The organism is Novosphingobium sp. (assembly GCF_965229225.1).
Lineage (GTDB): Bacteria > Pseudomonadota > Alphaproteobacteria > Sphingomonadales > Sphingomonadaceae > Novosphingobium.
On sequence record NZ_OZ245867.1, the window covers coordinates 4,018,093 to 4,032,699 of the forward strand.

14 protein-coding genes and 1 pseudogene are annotated in these 14,607 nt (G+C 64.6%); 8 read left to right on the plus strand and 7 right to left on the minus strand.

Annotated elements, in window-relative coordinates:
* Positions 1–8: 8 nt before the first annotated feature.
* The 4 genes from ACO06X_RS18885 to ACO06X_RS18900 are packed head-to-tail and all read left to right on the plus strand — an operon-like array spanning position 9 to position 2,961.
* On the plus strand, positions 9–377 hold the full coding sequence (locus ACO06X_RS18885) for a carboxymuconolactone decarboxylase family protein (RefSeq protein WP_421837671.1): 369 nt from the start codon (positions 9–11) through the stop codon (positions 375–377).
* A 22-nt stretch (positions 378–399) separates the two neighbouring features.
* Positions 400–1,248 carry a class I SAM-dependent methyltransferase gene (locus tag ACO06X_RS18890; RefSeq protein ID WP_421837672.1) on the plus strand — a complete coding sequence of 283 codons (849 nt, stop codon included), beginning with the start codon at positions 400–402 and terminating at the stop codon, positions 1,246–1,248.
* Positions 1,224–2,162, plus strand: coding sequence for an MBL fold metallo-hydrolase (locus ACO06X_RS18895; protein WP_421837673.1), 939 nt, complete (start codon positions 1,224–1,226; stop codon positions 2,160–2,162). The genes ACO06X_RS18890 and ACO06X_RS18895 overlap by 25 nt, the downstream gene beginning before the upstream one ends.
* 16 nt (positions 2,163–2,178) lie before the next feature.
* The gene (locus tag ACO06X_RS18900; protein WP_421837674.1) at positions 2,179–2,961 is read left to right on the plus strand and encodes a sulfite exporter TauE/SafE family protein; all 783 of its coding nucleotides are present in this window, start codon (positions 2,179–2,181) and stop codon (positions 2,959–2,961) included.
* Between the two features lie 131 nt (positions 2,962–3,092).
* On the opposite strand, the gene ACO06X_RS18905 is transcribed toward ACO06X_RS18900, so the two are convergent.
* The 5 genes from ACO06X_RS18905 to ACO06X_RS18925 form a co-directional block, all read right to left on the minus strand.
* On the minus strand, positions 3,093–3,254 hold the full coding sequence (locus tag ACO06X_RS18905) for a hypothetical protein (RefSeq protein WP_421837675.1): 162 nt from the start codon (positions 3,252–3,254) through the stop codon (positions 3,093–3,095).
* Between the two features lie 28 nt (positions 3,255–3,282).
* Positions 3,283–3,906, minus strand: a complete 624-nt coding sequence (locus tag ACO06X_RS18910; RefSeq protein WP_421837676.1) for an SCO family protein — start codon at positions 3,904–3,906, stop codon at positions 3,283–3,285.
* Entirely contained in the window at positions 3,893–4,402 is a 510-nt protein-coding gene (locus tag ACO06X_RS18915) for a copper chaperone PCu(A)C (protein WP_421837677.1), read from the minus strand. The genes ACO06X_RS18910 and ACO06X_RS18915 overlap by 14 nt, the downstream gene beginning before the upstream one ends.
* Before the next feature lie 154 nt (positions 4,403–4,556).
* Positions 4,557–5,087 (minus strand): DUF2244 domain-containing protein, encoded by a 531-nt coding sequence (locus ACO06X_RS18920; protein ID WP_421837678.1) that lies wholly within the window; start codon positions 5,085–5,087, stop codon positions 4,557–4,559.
* 157 nt (positions 5,088–5,244) lie between these two features.
* Positions 5,245–5,652, minus strand: a complete 408-nt coding sequence (locus ACO06X_RS18925) for a DUF2946 family protein (protein ID WP_421837679.1) — start codon at positions 5,650–5,652, stop codon at positions 5,245–5,247.
* A gap of 469 nt (positions 5,653–6,121) precedes the next feature.
* Between ACO06X_RS18925 and ACO06X_RS18930 the strand changes: the two are divergent.
* The 4 genes and pseudogenes from ACO06X_RS18930 to ACO06X_RS18945 all read left to right on the plus strand — a co-directional run bounded on the left by ACO06X_RS18930 (position 6,122) and on the right by ACO06X_RS18945 (position 10,058).
* Positions 6,122–6,658, plus strand: a pseudogene (locus ACO06X_RS18930) (VIT1/CCC1 transporter family protein).
* A 24-nt stretch (positions 6,659–6,682) separates the two neighbouring features.
* Positions 6,683–7,882 carry a cytochrome-c peroxidase gene (locus tag ACO06X_RS18935; RefSeq protein WP_421837680.1) on the plus strand — a complete coding sequence of 400 codons (1,200 nt, stop codon included), beginning with the start codon at positions 6,683–6,685 and terminating at the stop codon, positions 7,880–7,882.
* A gap of 72 nt (positions 7,883–7,954) precedes the next feature.
* Positions 7,955–8,860, plus strand: coding sequence for a tyrosine-type recombinase/integrase (locus tag ACO06X_RS18940; RefSeq protein ID WP_421837548.1), 906 nt, complete (start codon positions 7,955–7,957; stop codon positions 8,858–8,860).
* 4 nt (positions 8,861–8,864) lie between these two features.
* Positions 8,865–10,058 (plus strand): IS91 family transposase, encoded by a 1,194-nt coding sequence (locus tag ACO06X_RS18945; RefSeq protein ID WP_421837549.1) that lies wholly within the window; start codon positions 8,865–8,867, stop codon positions 10,056–10,058.
* A 771-nt stretch (positions 10,059–10,829) separates the two neighbouring features.
* On the opposite strand, the gene ACO06X_RS18950 is transcribed toward ACO06X_RS18945, so the two are convergent.
* A complete protein-coding gene (locus ACO06X_RS18950; RefSeq protein WP_421837681.1) occupies positions 10,830–12,272 on the minus strand; it encodes a PepSY-associated TM helix domain-containing protein in 1,443 nt (480 codons plus the stop codon).
* 2 nt (positions 12,273–12,274) lie between these two features.
* Positions 12,275–14,599 carry a TonB-dependent receptor gene (locus tag ACO06X_RS18955; RefSeq protein WP_421837682.1) on the minus strand — a complete coding sequence of 775 codons (2,325 nt, stop codon included), beginning with the start codon at positions 14,597–14,599 and terminating at the stop codon, positions 12,275–12,277.
* Positions 14,600–14,607: the final 8 nt, after the last annotated feature.

Here is a 14,607-nt window from a genome sequence, read left to right on the forward strand (position 1 = left end):
TGACCGCGATGCACAAGGACTGGCCGGAAATGGCCGAACAGCTCACCGGCGCGATCAAGGAGATGCGCCTCGGCAGCCCTGAAGTCACCAAGGCGTTTTCAGCCATGGCGCGCGCCGCGACAGCGCCCGGTGTGATCGACGTCAAGACCAAGGAACTGATCGCGCTCGCGATTTCCGTGGCGATCCGCTGCGATGGATGCGTTGCCTTTCACAGCGAGGCCGCGGTCCGGCAGGGCGCGACCCGCGAAGAGATCATGGAGGTCATGGGCATGGCGCTGTACATGGGAGCAGGGCCTAGCCTGATGTATGCCGCGCAGGCCATCGAGGCTTACGACCAGTTTGCGGCGAAGGCAGAGGCCGTTCCGGCTAAGGCCTGACCGAACAATTCTGGAGAACGACATGTCCAATTCCCAAGGCACGAGCGGTGAAGATTGGGCCGACGCGCGCGGCGCGCTCTGGCTGGCCGAGCTTGATTCCTACGAGCAGATGCTTGAGCCGCTCGGCATTGCACTGCTGGACCGCGCCGCGCTGCAAAACGGGCAGCACATTGCCGACATCGGGTGCGGCGGGGGCCTGACCTCGCGTCTGGCCGCGCATCTCGTCGCCCCCGGCGGCAGCGTACACGGGATCGACATCGCCCCGATGCTGATGGACGAAGCGACCCGCCGCGCTGAGGCAGCAGGGATTGGCAATGTGCGCTTCAGCACGGGCGATGCCGCATCGTTCATGCCCGAAGGCGCGCCGTTCGACCGGCTGATTTCGCGGCTCGGCGTGATGTTCTTCGCCGATCCCGAGGCTGCTTTCACACATTTGCGGACGCTGCTGGTGGATGGAGGACGCGCAGATTTCGTGGTGTGGGCCTCGCCGCAGGACAATGTCTGGATGAGCGGCGCGCGCGCCATCGTCGCCGAGCATATCGAGCTGCCGGCGGCTGATCCGCTGGCCCCGGGACCGTTCAGGCTGGCAGACCCGGATGCGACCGCGAGTCTGCTGCGCAAGGCCGGTTTTTCGCAAGTGGACATTGCCGCATGGCATGGCGCAATCCCGGTTGGCGGCGTGGGCAGCGACGCTGCCAAGGCTGCCGAATTCTCGCTTCGCGCCTTTTCGTTCGCCAATGTGCTGGAGGGAGCGGAGCCCGGCCTCGAGGAGACGATCCGGGCCAAGGTCACCGCATTCTTCCAGCAGTTCGAAACGCCGGAGGGTATGGCTGTTCCGGCCAAGGCATGGTTGGTGCGGGCAGCAGCATGATCGACCGGCCGCTTACGGCTGCTTGCGGCATTGCAGAAGCTGCCGCGCCCGGCTGTGTGCATGTGCATACCGTGTTCGACGAGGCAACGTTCACTGCCACCCACATTGCCAGAGATCCCGCAACCGGCAAGGCCGCGATCATCGACAGCGTGCTGGACTTCGATCCGGCATCAGGGCGCACCTCGACCGGCTGCGCGGATCAGGTGATCGCCTACGTCGAGGCAGCAGGGCTGGCGGTCGAATGGCTCCTTGAGACCCATGTGCATGCCGATCACCTTTCGGCGGCGCCCTATCTGCAAGAGCGCCTGGGCGGCACGCTGGCGATCGGACGGGATATCCTGACGGTCCAGTCGGTGTTCGGTTCGATCTTCAATGAGGGGCCGGACTTTGCCCGTGACGGCTCGCAGTTTGACCATTTGCTGGAGGATGGCGAACGCTTTCGGCTTGGCTCACTTGATGCCATCGCGCTGCATGTCCCCGGACATACGCCCGCGGACATGGCTTACATCATCGGTGACACGGCCTTCATCGGCGATACGCTGTTCATGCCGGACTACGGCACGGCACGCGTCGATTTTCCCGGTGGCGATGCGCGGACCCTTTATCGCTCGATCCACCGGCTGCTGGCGCTGCCTGACCAGACCCGGGTGTTCCTTTGCCATGACTACAAGGCTCCGGACCGCGACCGGTTTGTCTGGCAAACGACAATTGGTGAGGAACGCCGGGACAACGTTCACGTCCATCCGGGGATCACCGAGGATGCCTTCGCGGCGATGCGCGAAGCGCGTGACGCAACGCTGGGGATGCCGCGCCTGATCCTGCCTTCGATCCAGATCAACATGCGCGGCGGCCACCTGCCAGAGCCTGAAGACAACGGCACGCGCTATCTCAAACTCCCCTTGAACAGCCTGTAGCGCGGCCCGGAAAACCATGATGCTTGAGCCCTTCCAGTATATGCTCGGCGGCGCATCGGGCTCGCTTGTGGGCTTCACCCTGGGGCTGGTGGGTGGGGGCGGCTCGATCCTCGCTGTTCCGCTGATGGTCTACCTCGTGGGCGTCGCATCTCCGCATGTCGCGATTGGCACCAGCGCGCTGGCTGTGTCAGCGAATGCAGCGGCCAACCTTGTTCCCCACGCGCGGCAGGGCACGGTCAAATGGCGTTGTGCGGGCATGTATGCACTTGCCGGTGTGGCGGGGGCGTTTGCCGGCTCAAGCCTCGGCAAGGCGTTCGATGGCCAGCGTCTGCTGTTTCTGTTCGCCTTGCTGATGCTGGTGGTGGGCGCGCTGATGCTTCGCAATCGCGGACAGGCGGGGAACCCCAACGTCGAGTGCAGGCGGGAAAACGCGCCCAAGGTGATCGCCTATGGCAGCGCCACCGGCTTGTTTTCGGGCTTTTTCGGGATCGGTGGTGGATTCCTGATCGTGCCCGGCCTGATGGCCTCGACCGGCATGCCGATGATCAACGCGGTCGGATCCTCGCTCGTGGCGGTCGCCGCCTTCGGGCTGACAACGGCACTCAACTATGCCCTTTCAGGCCTGATCGATTGGGGCCTCGCAGCGGTATTCATCGGTGGCGGCGTTCTCGGCGGTCTTGTGGGCGCAGCCGCCTCCCGGCGTCTGTCCGCGCACAAGGGGTTGCTGAACACCGTTTTCGCCGTGCTGATCTTCTGTGTTGCGCTCTATATGCTCTGGAAAAGTTGGTCCTCACTCTGACTTGGCTTTTGGCAGGCAAGCCTTTTCCCCTACATACTTGCCTGCGCCGGGCTTGCTCACGCGCACGTTAGCTTGGCGGGGCGCAGGCCCTTCTGGCGTTGCTGGCCCCTACAGGCGTTGACCGATCCGCATCAGCCCGTGGCCAAAGCCCCGAACTGCGCCTTCAGCGGCGCAAACATGCTGCTCATCATTTCACCGACAGGCTGCGATGTGGTGGCGAGCGTACCGCCCTTGATCGCCGGGTTGGGCGCATATTCGCCTTGCAGGACGAGCGCGATGAGGGACGTCTTCATTGGGGGAATCTCCAGATAAATGGGGGCGTCAGCCGACCAACGCCTTGAGCTTGGCCAGCGCGCTGGGATCGGGTTCATCGTGGCTGATGATGTCGGCGAGGCGGCCTTCGCCATCCATAAGCAGCACGGCGGTGCTGTGATCGACGGTGTAGTCGCCGCCCGGCTGCGGTACTTTGGCGGCATAGACGCCGTAGGCCTTCTTCACCGGCGCAAGCTGTTCCTCGCTGCCCGTCAGGCCGATGATCGGTGTACCGAACAGCTTGACGTATTCGCCCACGGCTTCCGGCTTGTCGTGCCCGGGATCGACCGAGACGAACAGAATCGCGAACTTGCTCCCATCCGCGCCCAGCTTGCCGCGCAGCAGCGCGAGGCGCGACAGCGTGGTGGGGCACACATCGGGGCAGCGAGTGAAGCCGAAATAGACAGCGAAAGGCTTGCCGCCGAGATCCTTGAGCGTGAACGGCTTGCCATCGGGTGCGGTGAGTGTGAACGGGCCGCCGATCTCGGTTTCCGCCGCAAGGCTGGCCGCGTTGCCGCCCCCGCGCGGGGTGAGCGCGATGGCGAGGCCGATGGCGAATACCAGCCCTAGCCCCAGCGCCCATTTCCAGCGGGGGCCGAAGCCTTCAGTGTCCGGTGCCTCAGTGTCCGGCATGGCTATGCTCCATGGCGGGCGCGGCGGCGGGGCCGGTGTAGGTCACCGGCTCGACCGCAAAGGCGACTTTCACCTTGCCAGCACGCTTGAACGTGAGCGTTGCCGGAACCTTCGCACCCAGCGTGAACGGCGCCTTGAGGCCTATGAACATCACGTGGAAACCGCCGGGCTTGAGCTCCAGCGTGCCATGTGCGGGAACGGGCAGGCCGTTTGTCACCTGGCGCATGCGCATCACGCCCCCGTCCATCGACATGGTGTGCAGTTGCACCTCATTGGCTGCCGGACTGCTCACCGAAACCAGCCGGTCCTCTTTGCCGCCCGCATTTGTGATGACGAGGAACCCGCCGCCCACGGTCTGACCGGGCGCGGTCTGGCGGGACCAGGGATGCGCAATGGAGATCGCCCCGGCCTTGTAGCGATGCGCAAGCAAAGCGGCGGTAGGTAGGCTGGCAGCAAGAAGGGTTGCGGCAAGCGCGGGGGCAAGACGGTTCATCATGACGATGTCTCCAGGGAAGGGAAGCAGGAAGGGGCATTGGCTGCGGCGGGATCGGTCAGGTCGAACCCGGCCAGCGCGGCGCTCGCTCTGAGCGCGATGCAGGCGGCGATGGCCACCCAGGTACGGCGGCGTAAGCGGCGCAGGTGCTGCGGGTTCAAGGCCACGTTGGACCTCCGCTTCTGTTGGCCTGTGCCAGAGCATCGGCAACGAGCGCAGCAATCTCGGGCCGTTCGTGCTGACCAAGGCAGCGCGCCACCTCGATCCGCGCATCCTGCGTCTCGAGGAACAGGCGCAGATCGGTTTCAGCCCTGCCACGCGTGGCAAGGCGCGTGCGGTGCGCAGAGATTTCGATTGCGCGACCGCTGCTGTCGCGGTGGCGCACCATGTCGCCGACAAGTTCCAGCGTCTCGTTCGCAGGCTGTGAGCGTGCATGACGTTCCAGCGCGAGGGTCAGCAAAGCCAGCGCACTGAGCGCCGAGATGGGAACGAACAGCAGGCCCTCGAGCGCGGGCAAAATCGCCCCGGCCATGAGGGCAAAAGCCAAGGCCGCCACGGCACCGCGCGCCTCGTCTGAGAGATGTGATCGGTTCTCCTGCATGTGCAGGATCAGGGGCGAGGATGCAGTTCTGGCCTCACGGCCATACTGCGCAAGCCGTTCGGGCGAACGGCGCAGGATCTGGTACATCGGAAATGGGCTCCGGCCTCAAGCGCCCGGATCAACAGTCCGGGCGGACCGGCTCATCGCCATGCAAGGAATGCGCACGCTGATAGCCGGTCTATTCTGACGGACGGCCTGCTGTGTAGCAGACCTCAGGTCTGGCAAGGGCCAGACCTGGATTGCGTCAGGCGAGAGCGGGCGGGCCGCGCAGTGGCGGGCGAAGGTAAGTGGTACGGCGCGGTGCGGGTAGCGCTAGCGCGGCAAACCCTGTTGCTAGGATGAACAGCAGTGCGAGTGCGAGAAGGACCGGATCGGCCCCGCCAAGGCTGGCAAACGAGAGCGCGCCGTAGGGACACATGCCCTCAGCCTTGTTGTGCTTGTCCGCCGGTTCGCCCTTCATCGGGATCGCGATGTCGCGGGCATGGAGAGCGTCGGAAAGCTGGGTATCATCGCAGATCCGGATCGTCAGAACCTTCGATTCCGAACCGACCATATAGCCCGCTGGAACGATCGCCTTCACAGCCAACGCCAAGGCAATCACCAGGAGTGCCAACGCGCGATAGCGCAAAAGGAAGGCGCGCAGGCTTAACATTGCCGCTGCTAATTAAGCTTCGCACGTAATCATGTCACCACATATCTTGGGGATCGGCTTGGTCCGCCTTGCGCCGGAACGCAACAACAATGGAACATCTCTTCGCGTGGCGAGCAGCAATCCCAAGACTAAACGCATGCGAATTGCCCTGCCGCTCGGCTGACGGCCATTTCTGACGCGTTCCTGACAGCGCACGCATCGACCCTCATGCGAGATGGTGCTGAAGGTCATTTGATCGACGTCGGCCGAGGTCCAAACACAACTGACAGCGGTTAACTCGTCTGGGCCACTCTTGCGTGGGTCGAGCCGAGCAGAAAAGCGTGCTGGCAGTCATCCGCATCAGGTTTCTGTCTGGCATTTCCCCGATCGGTTTTCTGATCGCGATCGCCCTGCTCGGCCAAGAATCCGGCAGTGCCCCAACCGACGCGGCTTGATCCGGAACAAGCCACATCAACAAGGATTGGCGTACGTGACCAGACTACACCTGCACCCGGAACGGCATCTCGTCTCGTGCATTGGTTGGCTCCGCGCCGCTGTGCTGGGGCCAGCAACGCGATTGTCTCGACCGCCAGTCTCATCATTGCCGTTGCCGCGGCGGTTGCCAAGCTGGCCAGTAGCCTGATCGCTGGCGCTGCCGGGCTCGTCGCGGGCGCGATGTCGATGGCAGCGGATGACTATGCCTCGGTCAGTTCGCAGTCCGATACAGAATCCGCCGATCTCGCGCGCGAACGCGCCGAACTGGCAGGCAACGTCGATGCCGAGGTCGATGAGCTCGCCGGACTCTACATCAAGCACGGCTCTGCCATTGGCTATCGCAATTCTGACGCCAGCCAGCCTGCTGGTGCTGATCGAGGCTGCCGTGTCGCTGCTGTTTCTCGCGCTGCTCGGCGCAATCGGCGCACGCGGTGCGCCGGTCTGGACCGCCACTTTGCGCGTCACCTTCTGGGGCGCGTTGGCCTTGGCGCTGACAGCCGGGATCGGCAATCTGGTCGGGACGGCTGTGTGAGCTGCGTAGATTCCGACCCTCTGGGTGAGCCGCCAGTATGAAGTAACGTGTTTGATGTTGCAAAAGTCGATGCAGCACGCGTTTTTGCCGATGCCAAGCCATCCCATCGCAATCCGTCACGCTTTCGGGCGACATGTCATCGTCGAGGACTTGAGCATGCATGAACAGTCGCAAAATATTGCTGGCGCGAACCACGGCCACCGCTTCAAGCTGCGCAGCTGTCTGGCAGCAGTCAGCCTGCTTGTGCTGGCAACCGGGTGCAGCAAGTCGCCAGTCCCCACCACTGCTGCAACATCGGATGCCGCCGAACCGCCAACCACGGCCTCCAACGATCCGTTGCTGCTCAGGGCACGGGAAGTCTTCAAGCCGATTCCACTCAAGGCGCCGGACCTGCCCGGCAATCCGGCCACAGCGGAAAAGCTTGCGCTGGGCTCGATGCTGTATTTCGATCCCCGGCTTTCGGCCACGCATTCGATCAGTTGTGCATCGTGCCACAACCTCGGCTTAGGCGGAGCGGACAATTCGCCGACATCGGCCGGGTTCCATGGAACGCGGGGCGGACGCAATTCACCCACGGTCTTGAACGCGGCCTACAATTTCACACAATTCTGGGACGGCCGGGCCAAGGACCTTGAAGAGCAGGCAGGCGGGCCGATGGTCAACCCGGTCGAAATGGCATCGCCCAAGCAGCACGTCGCTGAGCAACTGGCGGCACTTCCGGCATACCGCGACGATTTCGCGCGCGCATTCCCCGGCGAGCCGAGCCCGGTTACGCTTGCCAATGCGCAAAAAGCAATTGCGGTGTTCGAGGCGACGCTGATCACGCCGAACGCGCCGTTCGATCGTTTCTTGAGGGGTGATGCGGCGGCGCTAGATGCCAACCAGAAGGCCGGGCTCACGCTGTTCATCGACAAGGGCTGTTCGTCCTGCCACGCCGGGGTCAACATGGGCGGAACGATGTATGCCAAGTTCGGGGCAGTTGCAGCGCCCGACGTCCGCTATCGACCGGCCGACGACAAGGGGCGCAGCGGTGTAACCGGCAAGGCGGACGACGACTATTTCTTCAAGGTGCCAAGCCTGCGCAACATCGCGCTCACCGCGCCTTACTTCCACACCGGATCAGAACAGGACCTTGCCAAAGTCGTCGATGTCATGGCCCGTGCGCAGTTGGGCCAGAGCACGAACCCGCTGCGCGGGAGGGTCGCTTGGGGTGATGTAGCGTAGTATTGTTCAGGCTTTGCGAGCGGCAGGGTCGCCTTGCGACCGTGGAGTTCCTTCAACGCAAAGGAACTCACGATGGATGCTGTCACGACCGCCGCCCCGAACGCATCGCTGCGCCAGCGGATGCTGCAGGATATGCAAATGCGTGGGCTTGGGGAGCACACGCAGAAGGATTACATCCGCCACGTCCGGCGCTTCGCTGCTTTTCTTGGTCAGCCCCCCGATACGGCCACCCTCGAAGATCTCCGGCGCTTCCAGCTCGATCAGCATGAACGTGCCGTTGGTCCCGCGACCATCAATGGGGCCGTGTCGGCGCTGCGGTTCCTCTTCGGTATCACCCTGAGGCGGCCGGAGATGGCGCTGGGGCTTGTCGTCATTCACGTCGCGCCCAAGTTGCGGGTGGTCCTGAGCGTCGAGGAGACCGCGCGGCTGCTCGAGGCGGCGCCAGGCATCAAGTACAAGGCAGCGCTCAGCGTGGCCTATGGCGCGGGTCTGCGGGTCTCGGAGGTTGCCCACCTCAAGGTCGATGACATCGACAGCACCCGGATGCTGATCCGTGTCGAGCAGGGCAAGGGGCGCAAGGACCGCAATGCCATGCTCTCACCGCATCTGCTCGACCTGCTCCGGCAGTGGTGGCGCGAAGGCAAGCGGCGCGGCGTGATGCTGCCCCATGGCTGGCTGTTCCCCGGCCGCAGCGGCACGGATCCGGTCTCGGCTCGCCAGTTGCACCGCGTGGTGCAGGAGGCGGCCGAGCGTGCCGAGATCCGCAAGCGGGTAAGCCCGCACACCTTGCGGCACTCGTTCGCCACTCACCTGCTCGAGCAGGGCGTCGATATTCGCGTCATCCAGGTCCTGCTGGGACACGTGAACATCAACACGACCGGCATCTACGCCCAGGTCTCGAGCAAGACCATGCGGGCGGTGACCAGCCCGCTCGACCAGATCGTAGCCGTGATGGAGGGCAGAGCGCCCCCGGGCTGAACCGGTGCGCTCCTCACTCGAGGTCGCCGATATCTTCCGCAGCGCCGGGCCCGCTTATCGCGCAGCCCATGCCGGGCATCTCAGCCTCGGCCAGCTCAAGGTCATGACGGCGATCGAGACCTGCCGCACCGCTGCCCTGGGCGGTCATGTCGAGGCCTGCGACGACTGCGGGCACTGGCGGATCGCCTATAACTCGTGCCGCAACCGGCATTGTCCCAAGTGTCAGGGCGCCGCCGCGCGCACCTGGCTGGCCGCGCGCGAGGCCGATCTGCTGCCGGTCGGCTACTTCCACGTCGTGTTCACCGTGCCTGCCGGGGTCGCGGATATCGCGTGGCAGAACAAGGCGGCGGTCTATGACCTGCTGTTCCGCGCGGCGGCCGACACGATGCTGACCATCGCCGCCGATCCCAGGCACCTCGGCGCGCGGATCGGCATCACTGCCGTCTTGCACACGTGGGGATCGGCACTGACCCACCACCCGCACGTGCACATGATCGTGCCCGGCGGCGGGATCGCTCCGGACGGCTCGCGGTGGATCTCCTCGCGGCCAGCCTTCCTGCTGCCGGCCCGCGTGCTGGGAGCGTTGTTCCGCCGCTTGTTCCTCACGCGCCTGCTGGCCTTGTTCGATGCCGGCAAGCTGGGCTTCTTCGGCGCTCAGGCCCACCTTGCCGCCCGCAAGGCCTTCCTGCGCCATCTCTCGCCCATCCGTAAGAAGCGCTGGGTGGTCTATGCCAAGCCGCCCTTCGCCGGGCCGGAGGCGGTGCTGGCCTATCTTGCGCGCTATACCCACCGCGTTGCCATCTCGAACCGGCGGCTCATCGCCTTCGACGAGGGCGGTGTGACGTTCCGCTACAAGGACTATCGCCGCGACGGGGCCGAACGGCAGCAGGTCATGACGCTGGCGACCGACGAGTTCATCCGCCGCTTCCTGCTCCACGTCCTGCCGCGCGGCTTCCACCGCATCCGGCATTACGGTCTGCTCGCCAGTTCAACCCACAAGGACACCATGGCGCTCGCCCGCAGGCTGCTGGGCGTGGCGGCGCCAGCCGAGGAACCCGAACCCGACGAACCTCCCGATCATCGCCCGCCCTGTCCATGCTGCGGCGGGCACATGACCATCATCGAGTCCTTCGCCCGGTGGTGCCAGCCCCGTGCGCCGCCGTCATCGGCACCGCCTCTCCGGGAGAATGCGCCATGATCCGGCATGGCTCAGCCTGCACGACGGTTGCGCCTATAGCGTCCTGGCCGATGGTCCAGCGCATGCCTGTCCCAGGACTACCTTGGGCTAAGGGCATATCGGCCGGCCAAACCAACGCCAGGAGCCATGTGACACCGCCCAAAATCACTTCGATCAGGTCGCCCGGAGCACTGCCGGACCGGCAGCGCTCACCCACAAGGACCATCCCAAAGTAGCTTTACCCATAGACCAGCGCCCGGGGCCCGCGGGTTCCTGCACTGGAGGCTTTCGTACGCAAGCGCCCGAAACCCTTCGCAGACGCTGACGTCGGCCGAGACCGCCAAAATTGTCGGCTTCCTGCAGACCCTGACAGGCGACCAACCGCGGGTCTTCACACCGCAGCTTCCGGCAAGCGACCCCCGTTCACCGCTGCCGGACAAATAGCGGCCGGGGGGCCATTCACGCTGGCCCGTGATCGACGCTTCCAGATGCTTTCGGATTTTTCCAAAAAAACGAAGAAGAGCAGAGGTTTGCAGGTGACTCGGGTCCGCATGCACCCTGTGTCTTCCACGTGCAGCCAGATTTGGTGTGGAGGTATTATCGCGGGGTAGCGGAAAGGAGCGATACCCCCAATGCCTCTCGACAGAGCTTCCGGCCAAGAAGCCCAAGCTCCGCGAACAGGCCTGCAAGCTGGCTGACGGCGATGTTCGACACCTGCTCATGCAACCAAACGGATCGAAGCTTTGGCGGATGAAGTACCGCATCGGGGGCAAGGGATCCGTGCAACCGGCGTCATGCTGAACCAGATCCTGCGTTGAGCGAAGCCCGCAAGCCCAGCCAGCGTGCGGTGGCGGGCAGTCTTCGCAGCAGCGCGAATTCGATCAACAGCATGGCTGTCATCGAGACCGCCAGCATCGGCAGCAGCAACGCCAGCGCCAAAACGATCACCACAACGCCGCCCATGCGCGCTGGCGTGACAGTGGGCGCAGGCGCGCCGAGCCGGTCGGCCGGTTTGCGGCGGCGCCACAGGATGAAGCCGGTGACCGACATCATCACCAGCATCAGCGCAGTGGCAACACCGATCAGCTGGTTTGCGAGGCCCAGCAGCTGTCCTTCGTGCCAGGCGACGCCGTAGGCGACCACCCGGTCGATGACGTGCTTGTCGGCAAAGTCCTCGTGGCTGGTTTCGCGGCCGGTCATCGGATCAAAGGTGTACGAGACGCGCAAGGGCCGGTTCTGCGTGTCGGACCGCACCGACCATTCGCTCTTCGCCTTGCCGCCAAAGCGGAGCGGGGTGCCGGGCGGCGAAACGATCACCGGGAAGGGGAGGTGGCGGCTCTTCGCCTCGGCGACGATTTCGCTGAGCGAGACGCTGGACATGGTCATCAGCGTCCCATCCGGCATGCGGTGCGTCCCCATCGGCATGGGCGAGACTCCCATGGCCATGGCGTCGTGCTGATGCTCGGCGTGCTCGTCGCCGCCCGCAGGTGCGCCGCCGATGGTCCAGTCCTGCTTGCCCTTCACCCAGCCGAGCTCGGTCCGCACGGCCTTGAAGGCGCTTCCCCAGACGTCGGCCCAGGGCAGGCCCGTCACCAGCAGCACCAGCGCCAGCCCTGAAACCCAGAAGCCCGTAACCGCATGAAGATCGCGCCACAGCACCTTGCGGCCGCCACCCAGCCGCGGCCAGACGACCCCGGCAAGGCTGCGGCTTGCTGGCCACCACAGGTAGAGCCCGGTGAGGATCATCACGATGGCCCAGCTGGCGGCAAGTTCAACCAGCCAGCTACCGCGCTTGCCGAGCATGAGCTGCCCGTGAATGTCGTGCGCCACTTGCATGATGCGCCATTCGGGATCGAGCGAGCCCAGCACCTTGCCGTCGGGCGAGACGTAGACATCGCGCATCGCCCTGCCTGGCCCATGATCTGGCCCATGATCTGGCCCATGATTCGGCAGGGCGAGGTGGACGAGGGCGGCATCGCGCTCGGCTTCTGGCAAGCGGTAGGAATGGAAACGGCTGCCGGGGAAGGCGGCAAGCGCGGCCTTGACCTGCTGATCGGCCGAGACCGTTACGGTCGCCGGCAGGTCCCGCCAGGCGCGCTCTTCCCAGGCATCGACCTGCGGCTTGAACAGGTAGACTGCGCCGGTGAGCGCCAGCACCAGCACCATCGGCATCACGAAGAGCCCGGCATAGAAATGCCAGCGCCAGATCGTGCGGTAAACAAGCGTCCGGTCCATCCTCACAGTCTCCATCCGGCTTCGAGCAGGAACGTGCGCTGGGGATAGGGGTGAAACACCCATGCGCGGTCGTTGGTGAGGTTGTCTACACCGGCTGAAACCCGCAGTTTTTCGGTCATTTGCCAGTTGAGCCGCAGATCGAGCGCGAAGAGTTCGGAGGTGAAGCCGAACGTGTCGCCGCGCTGGAGACCGAGCAGATCGGTGTTGGGACGGCTGGCATAGCGCATGCCGATCGAGCCCTGCAGCTTGTCGGACAGATCGTAGCGCAGATTGGCGTTGACGCGCCACCTGGGGATGCGCGGGAATTGCACGCCCTCGGCGGCCGGTGCGGCGGCATTCCGCAGGGTCTTGCTATCGATGTAGGCCGCGTTGAGATCGATGTTCATGCCATCGATCGGCCAGTTGTGCGTTTCAGCGATTCCCTCGATGCCGAACTGGCGGGTGAGGTCGATGTTCTTGAACGAGGAAGTCGTGATCCCGTTCTGATTGAAGCCAACAAACGAGAAGATCGTGTTGTTCACCCGCTGGAAGAACGCAGAACCTGTAAGCTTCATCCATCCGAAATCGTGTACGGCGACCAGGTTTGCATCCTTGCTCCGTTCAGGCTTCAGGCCCGGATCGAAGCTGTTGGGATTAAAGGTGCCGTCGCCGTTGAGGCTGCCCTGGAACAGTTCGCCCACCGTGGGATAGCGCGTTGCCATGGCAAGGCTCAACTGCACCGAGGTTCCATTGTCGAGCCTGTATTCGAACGAGAGGCTTCCGTTCACGCCGTCGCTGCTGCGCGCGGCGTAGCTGTTGGCGACCGGCTGCCCTGCCAGCGCCCCGCTGCCGAGCCGCGCCAGTCCGCCATCATAGGCGCGCCAGCTGTCATAGCGCGCACCCGCTGTCACGGTCAGCGCATCGAGGAACACTTGCGCCTCGCCCCAGGCGGAGAGCTGGCGGGTCTTGCCGAACGTGCGCGAGGCAAAGGTCTGGCCTGCGGCACTGGTCCAGTCAGGCAGATTGAAGCGCGTCTGGTCGGTGCGATAGGCATTGGCGGTGAGGCCCAGCGCGAAGGCGCGGCGAACTGTCTTGTTTTCGAGCGTGAGATCGCCGGTCCACCAGCCGGTCGGCCCTTGCGCGGCGAGGGTGCCGGCGCCGCTGGTTTTGCCCGCCTGATAGCCGTTCGACGTGAACGTATTGGTGCGCGGCACCTGATAGGTCGAAATGGCGAGCCGTGCGGTGGTGTTCTCCGCAAGGTCCGCCGCCAGCTTTATGCCCGCAAGGTACTCGTCGCGCACCGTCTTCGACCAGTTGGCACCCGAAGCGGTGTAGCTCTGTGTCCCGATCCGCACACGCCCTTCGCACACGATGTTGCCGGCTGCATCGCGCAAGTAGCAATCGGGGGCAGTCTGGCTGTCCTCGTTGTGCCAGAAGGCGAAGAGGAACTGGCCGGTCAACGAGCCATTGTCATAGCCGATCTTGACCTTGGCCTGCTCCTGCGTGATCCGCGCGGGAGATTGTGCGGCGAAATAGGGATTGGTTGCCGTGCCCGGCGCGCCGGGAATGCCGGTTCCCTCTGCGGCGGCGCGGACGTGTTCGGGATCGACGATGGCGCCTGTGACCGGCGTACCTCCACCCCCCGCAACCGGGTTCAGGCCAAGGAACGTCATCGGCTGCCCGGTGTTGCGGAAATAGCGGCCCGTGAGGCGCAGCGACCACGGGCCGTCCTTCTGCTTCAGGCCGATACCTGCCTCGGCGGAGAACCCATAGTAGTCGTCCCGCGTCGCGAACTGGCGATAGGGCTGGACGAAGCCCTGCACGGTGGCGAAGGCTTCGGTTCGGTCCGGATCGCGCGTGGTGATGTTGACGATGCCGCCCATCGAATTGCCGATGTAGCGCGAGGAGTAGGGCCCATAGACCACGTCGAACTGCTTCACTTCGCCCGGGCCAACCACGCCCCACTTGGGCGCGAAGGAAAAGCTGTTGCCGAGGAAGTTGGAGACGACGAAGCCATCGACCATGACGAGCGTTCGCGCACTCTGGGTCGAGTGGGTGCCGCGAAAGCCCGGCACGCCGTTGCTGTCGCCGGAGTAGCGCTTGCGCACGAAAAAGTCGGGCGCGTACTTCATCAGGTCTTCGGTGTTGAAGGCGTTGACCGCCGCCATCTGCTCCGCGCCGAGGCTGACGGCAAGGCCGCGCGGTGCGATCTCGATCGGGGCGTCCTTCTGGCCGACGACGAGGATGGAGTTTTCCGGCGCCTCGGCAGTGGGCGCTGCAACGTCTTGCGCCCACGCGGGCGCAGCGAAGCTCAGCGCGAGGCCGAGCGCGATAAGGGAAGTCTTCATGTGCGATG

Excerpts from the sequence above, each read along its gene's own strand:
- ACO06X_RS18915 (WP_421837677.1), bottom strand. The coding sequence starts at position 4,402 with ATGATGAACCGTCTTGCCCCCGCGCTTGCCGCAACCCTTCTTGCTGCC.
- ACO06X_RS18895 (WP_421837673.1), top strand. The coding sequence starts at position 1,224 with ATGGTTGGTGCGGGCAGCAGCATGATCGACCGGCCGCTTACGGCTGCT.
- ACO06X_RS18940 (WP_421837548.1), top strand. The coding sequence starts at position 7,955 with ATGGATGCTGTCACGACCGCCGCCCCGAACGCATCGCTGCGCCAGCGG.
- ACO06X_RS18890 (WP_421837672.1), top strand. The coding sequence starts at position 400 with ATGTCCAATTCCCAAGGCACGAGCGGTGAAGATTGGGCCGACGCGCGC.
- ACO06X_RS18885 (WP_421837671.1), top strand. The coding sequence starts at position 9 with ATGCACAAGGACTGGCCGGAAATGGCCGAACAGCTCACCGGCGCGATC.
- ACO06X_RS18955 (WP_421837682.1), bottom strand. The coding sequence starts at position 14,599 with ATGAAGACTTCCCTTATCGCGCTCGGCCTCGCGCTGAGCTTCGCTGCG.
- ACO06X_RS18910 (WP_421837676.1), bottom strand. The coding sequence starts at position 3,906 with ATGCCGGACACTGAGGCACCGGACACTGAAGGCTTCGGCCCCCGCTGG.
- ACO06X_RS18900 (WP_421837674.1), top strand. The coding sequence starts at position 2,179 with ATGATGCTTGAGCCCTTCCAGTATATGCTCGGCGGCGCATCGGGCTCG.
- ACO06X_RS18920 (WP_421837678.1), bottom strand. The coding sequence starts at position 5,087 with ATGTACCAGATCCTGCGCCGTTCGCCCGAACGGCTTGCGCAGTATGGC.
- ACO06X_RS18950 (WP_421837681.1), bottom strand. The coding sequence starts at position 12,272 with ATGGACCGGACGCTTGTTTACCGCACGATCTGGCGCTGGCATTTCTAT.
- ACO06X_RS18905 (WP_421837675.1), bottom strand. The coding sequence starts at position 3,254 with ATGAAGACGTCCCTCATCGCGCTCGTCCTGCAAGGCGAATATGCGCCC.
- ACO06X_RS18925 (WP_421837679.1), bottom strand. The coding sequence starts at position 5,652 with ATGTTAAGCCTGCGCGCCTTCCTTTTGCGCTATCGCGCGTTGGCACTC.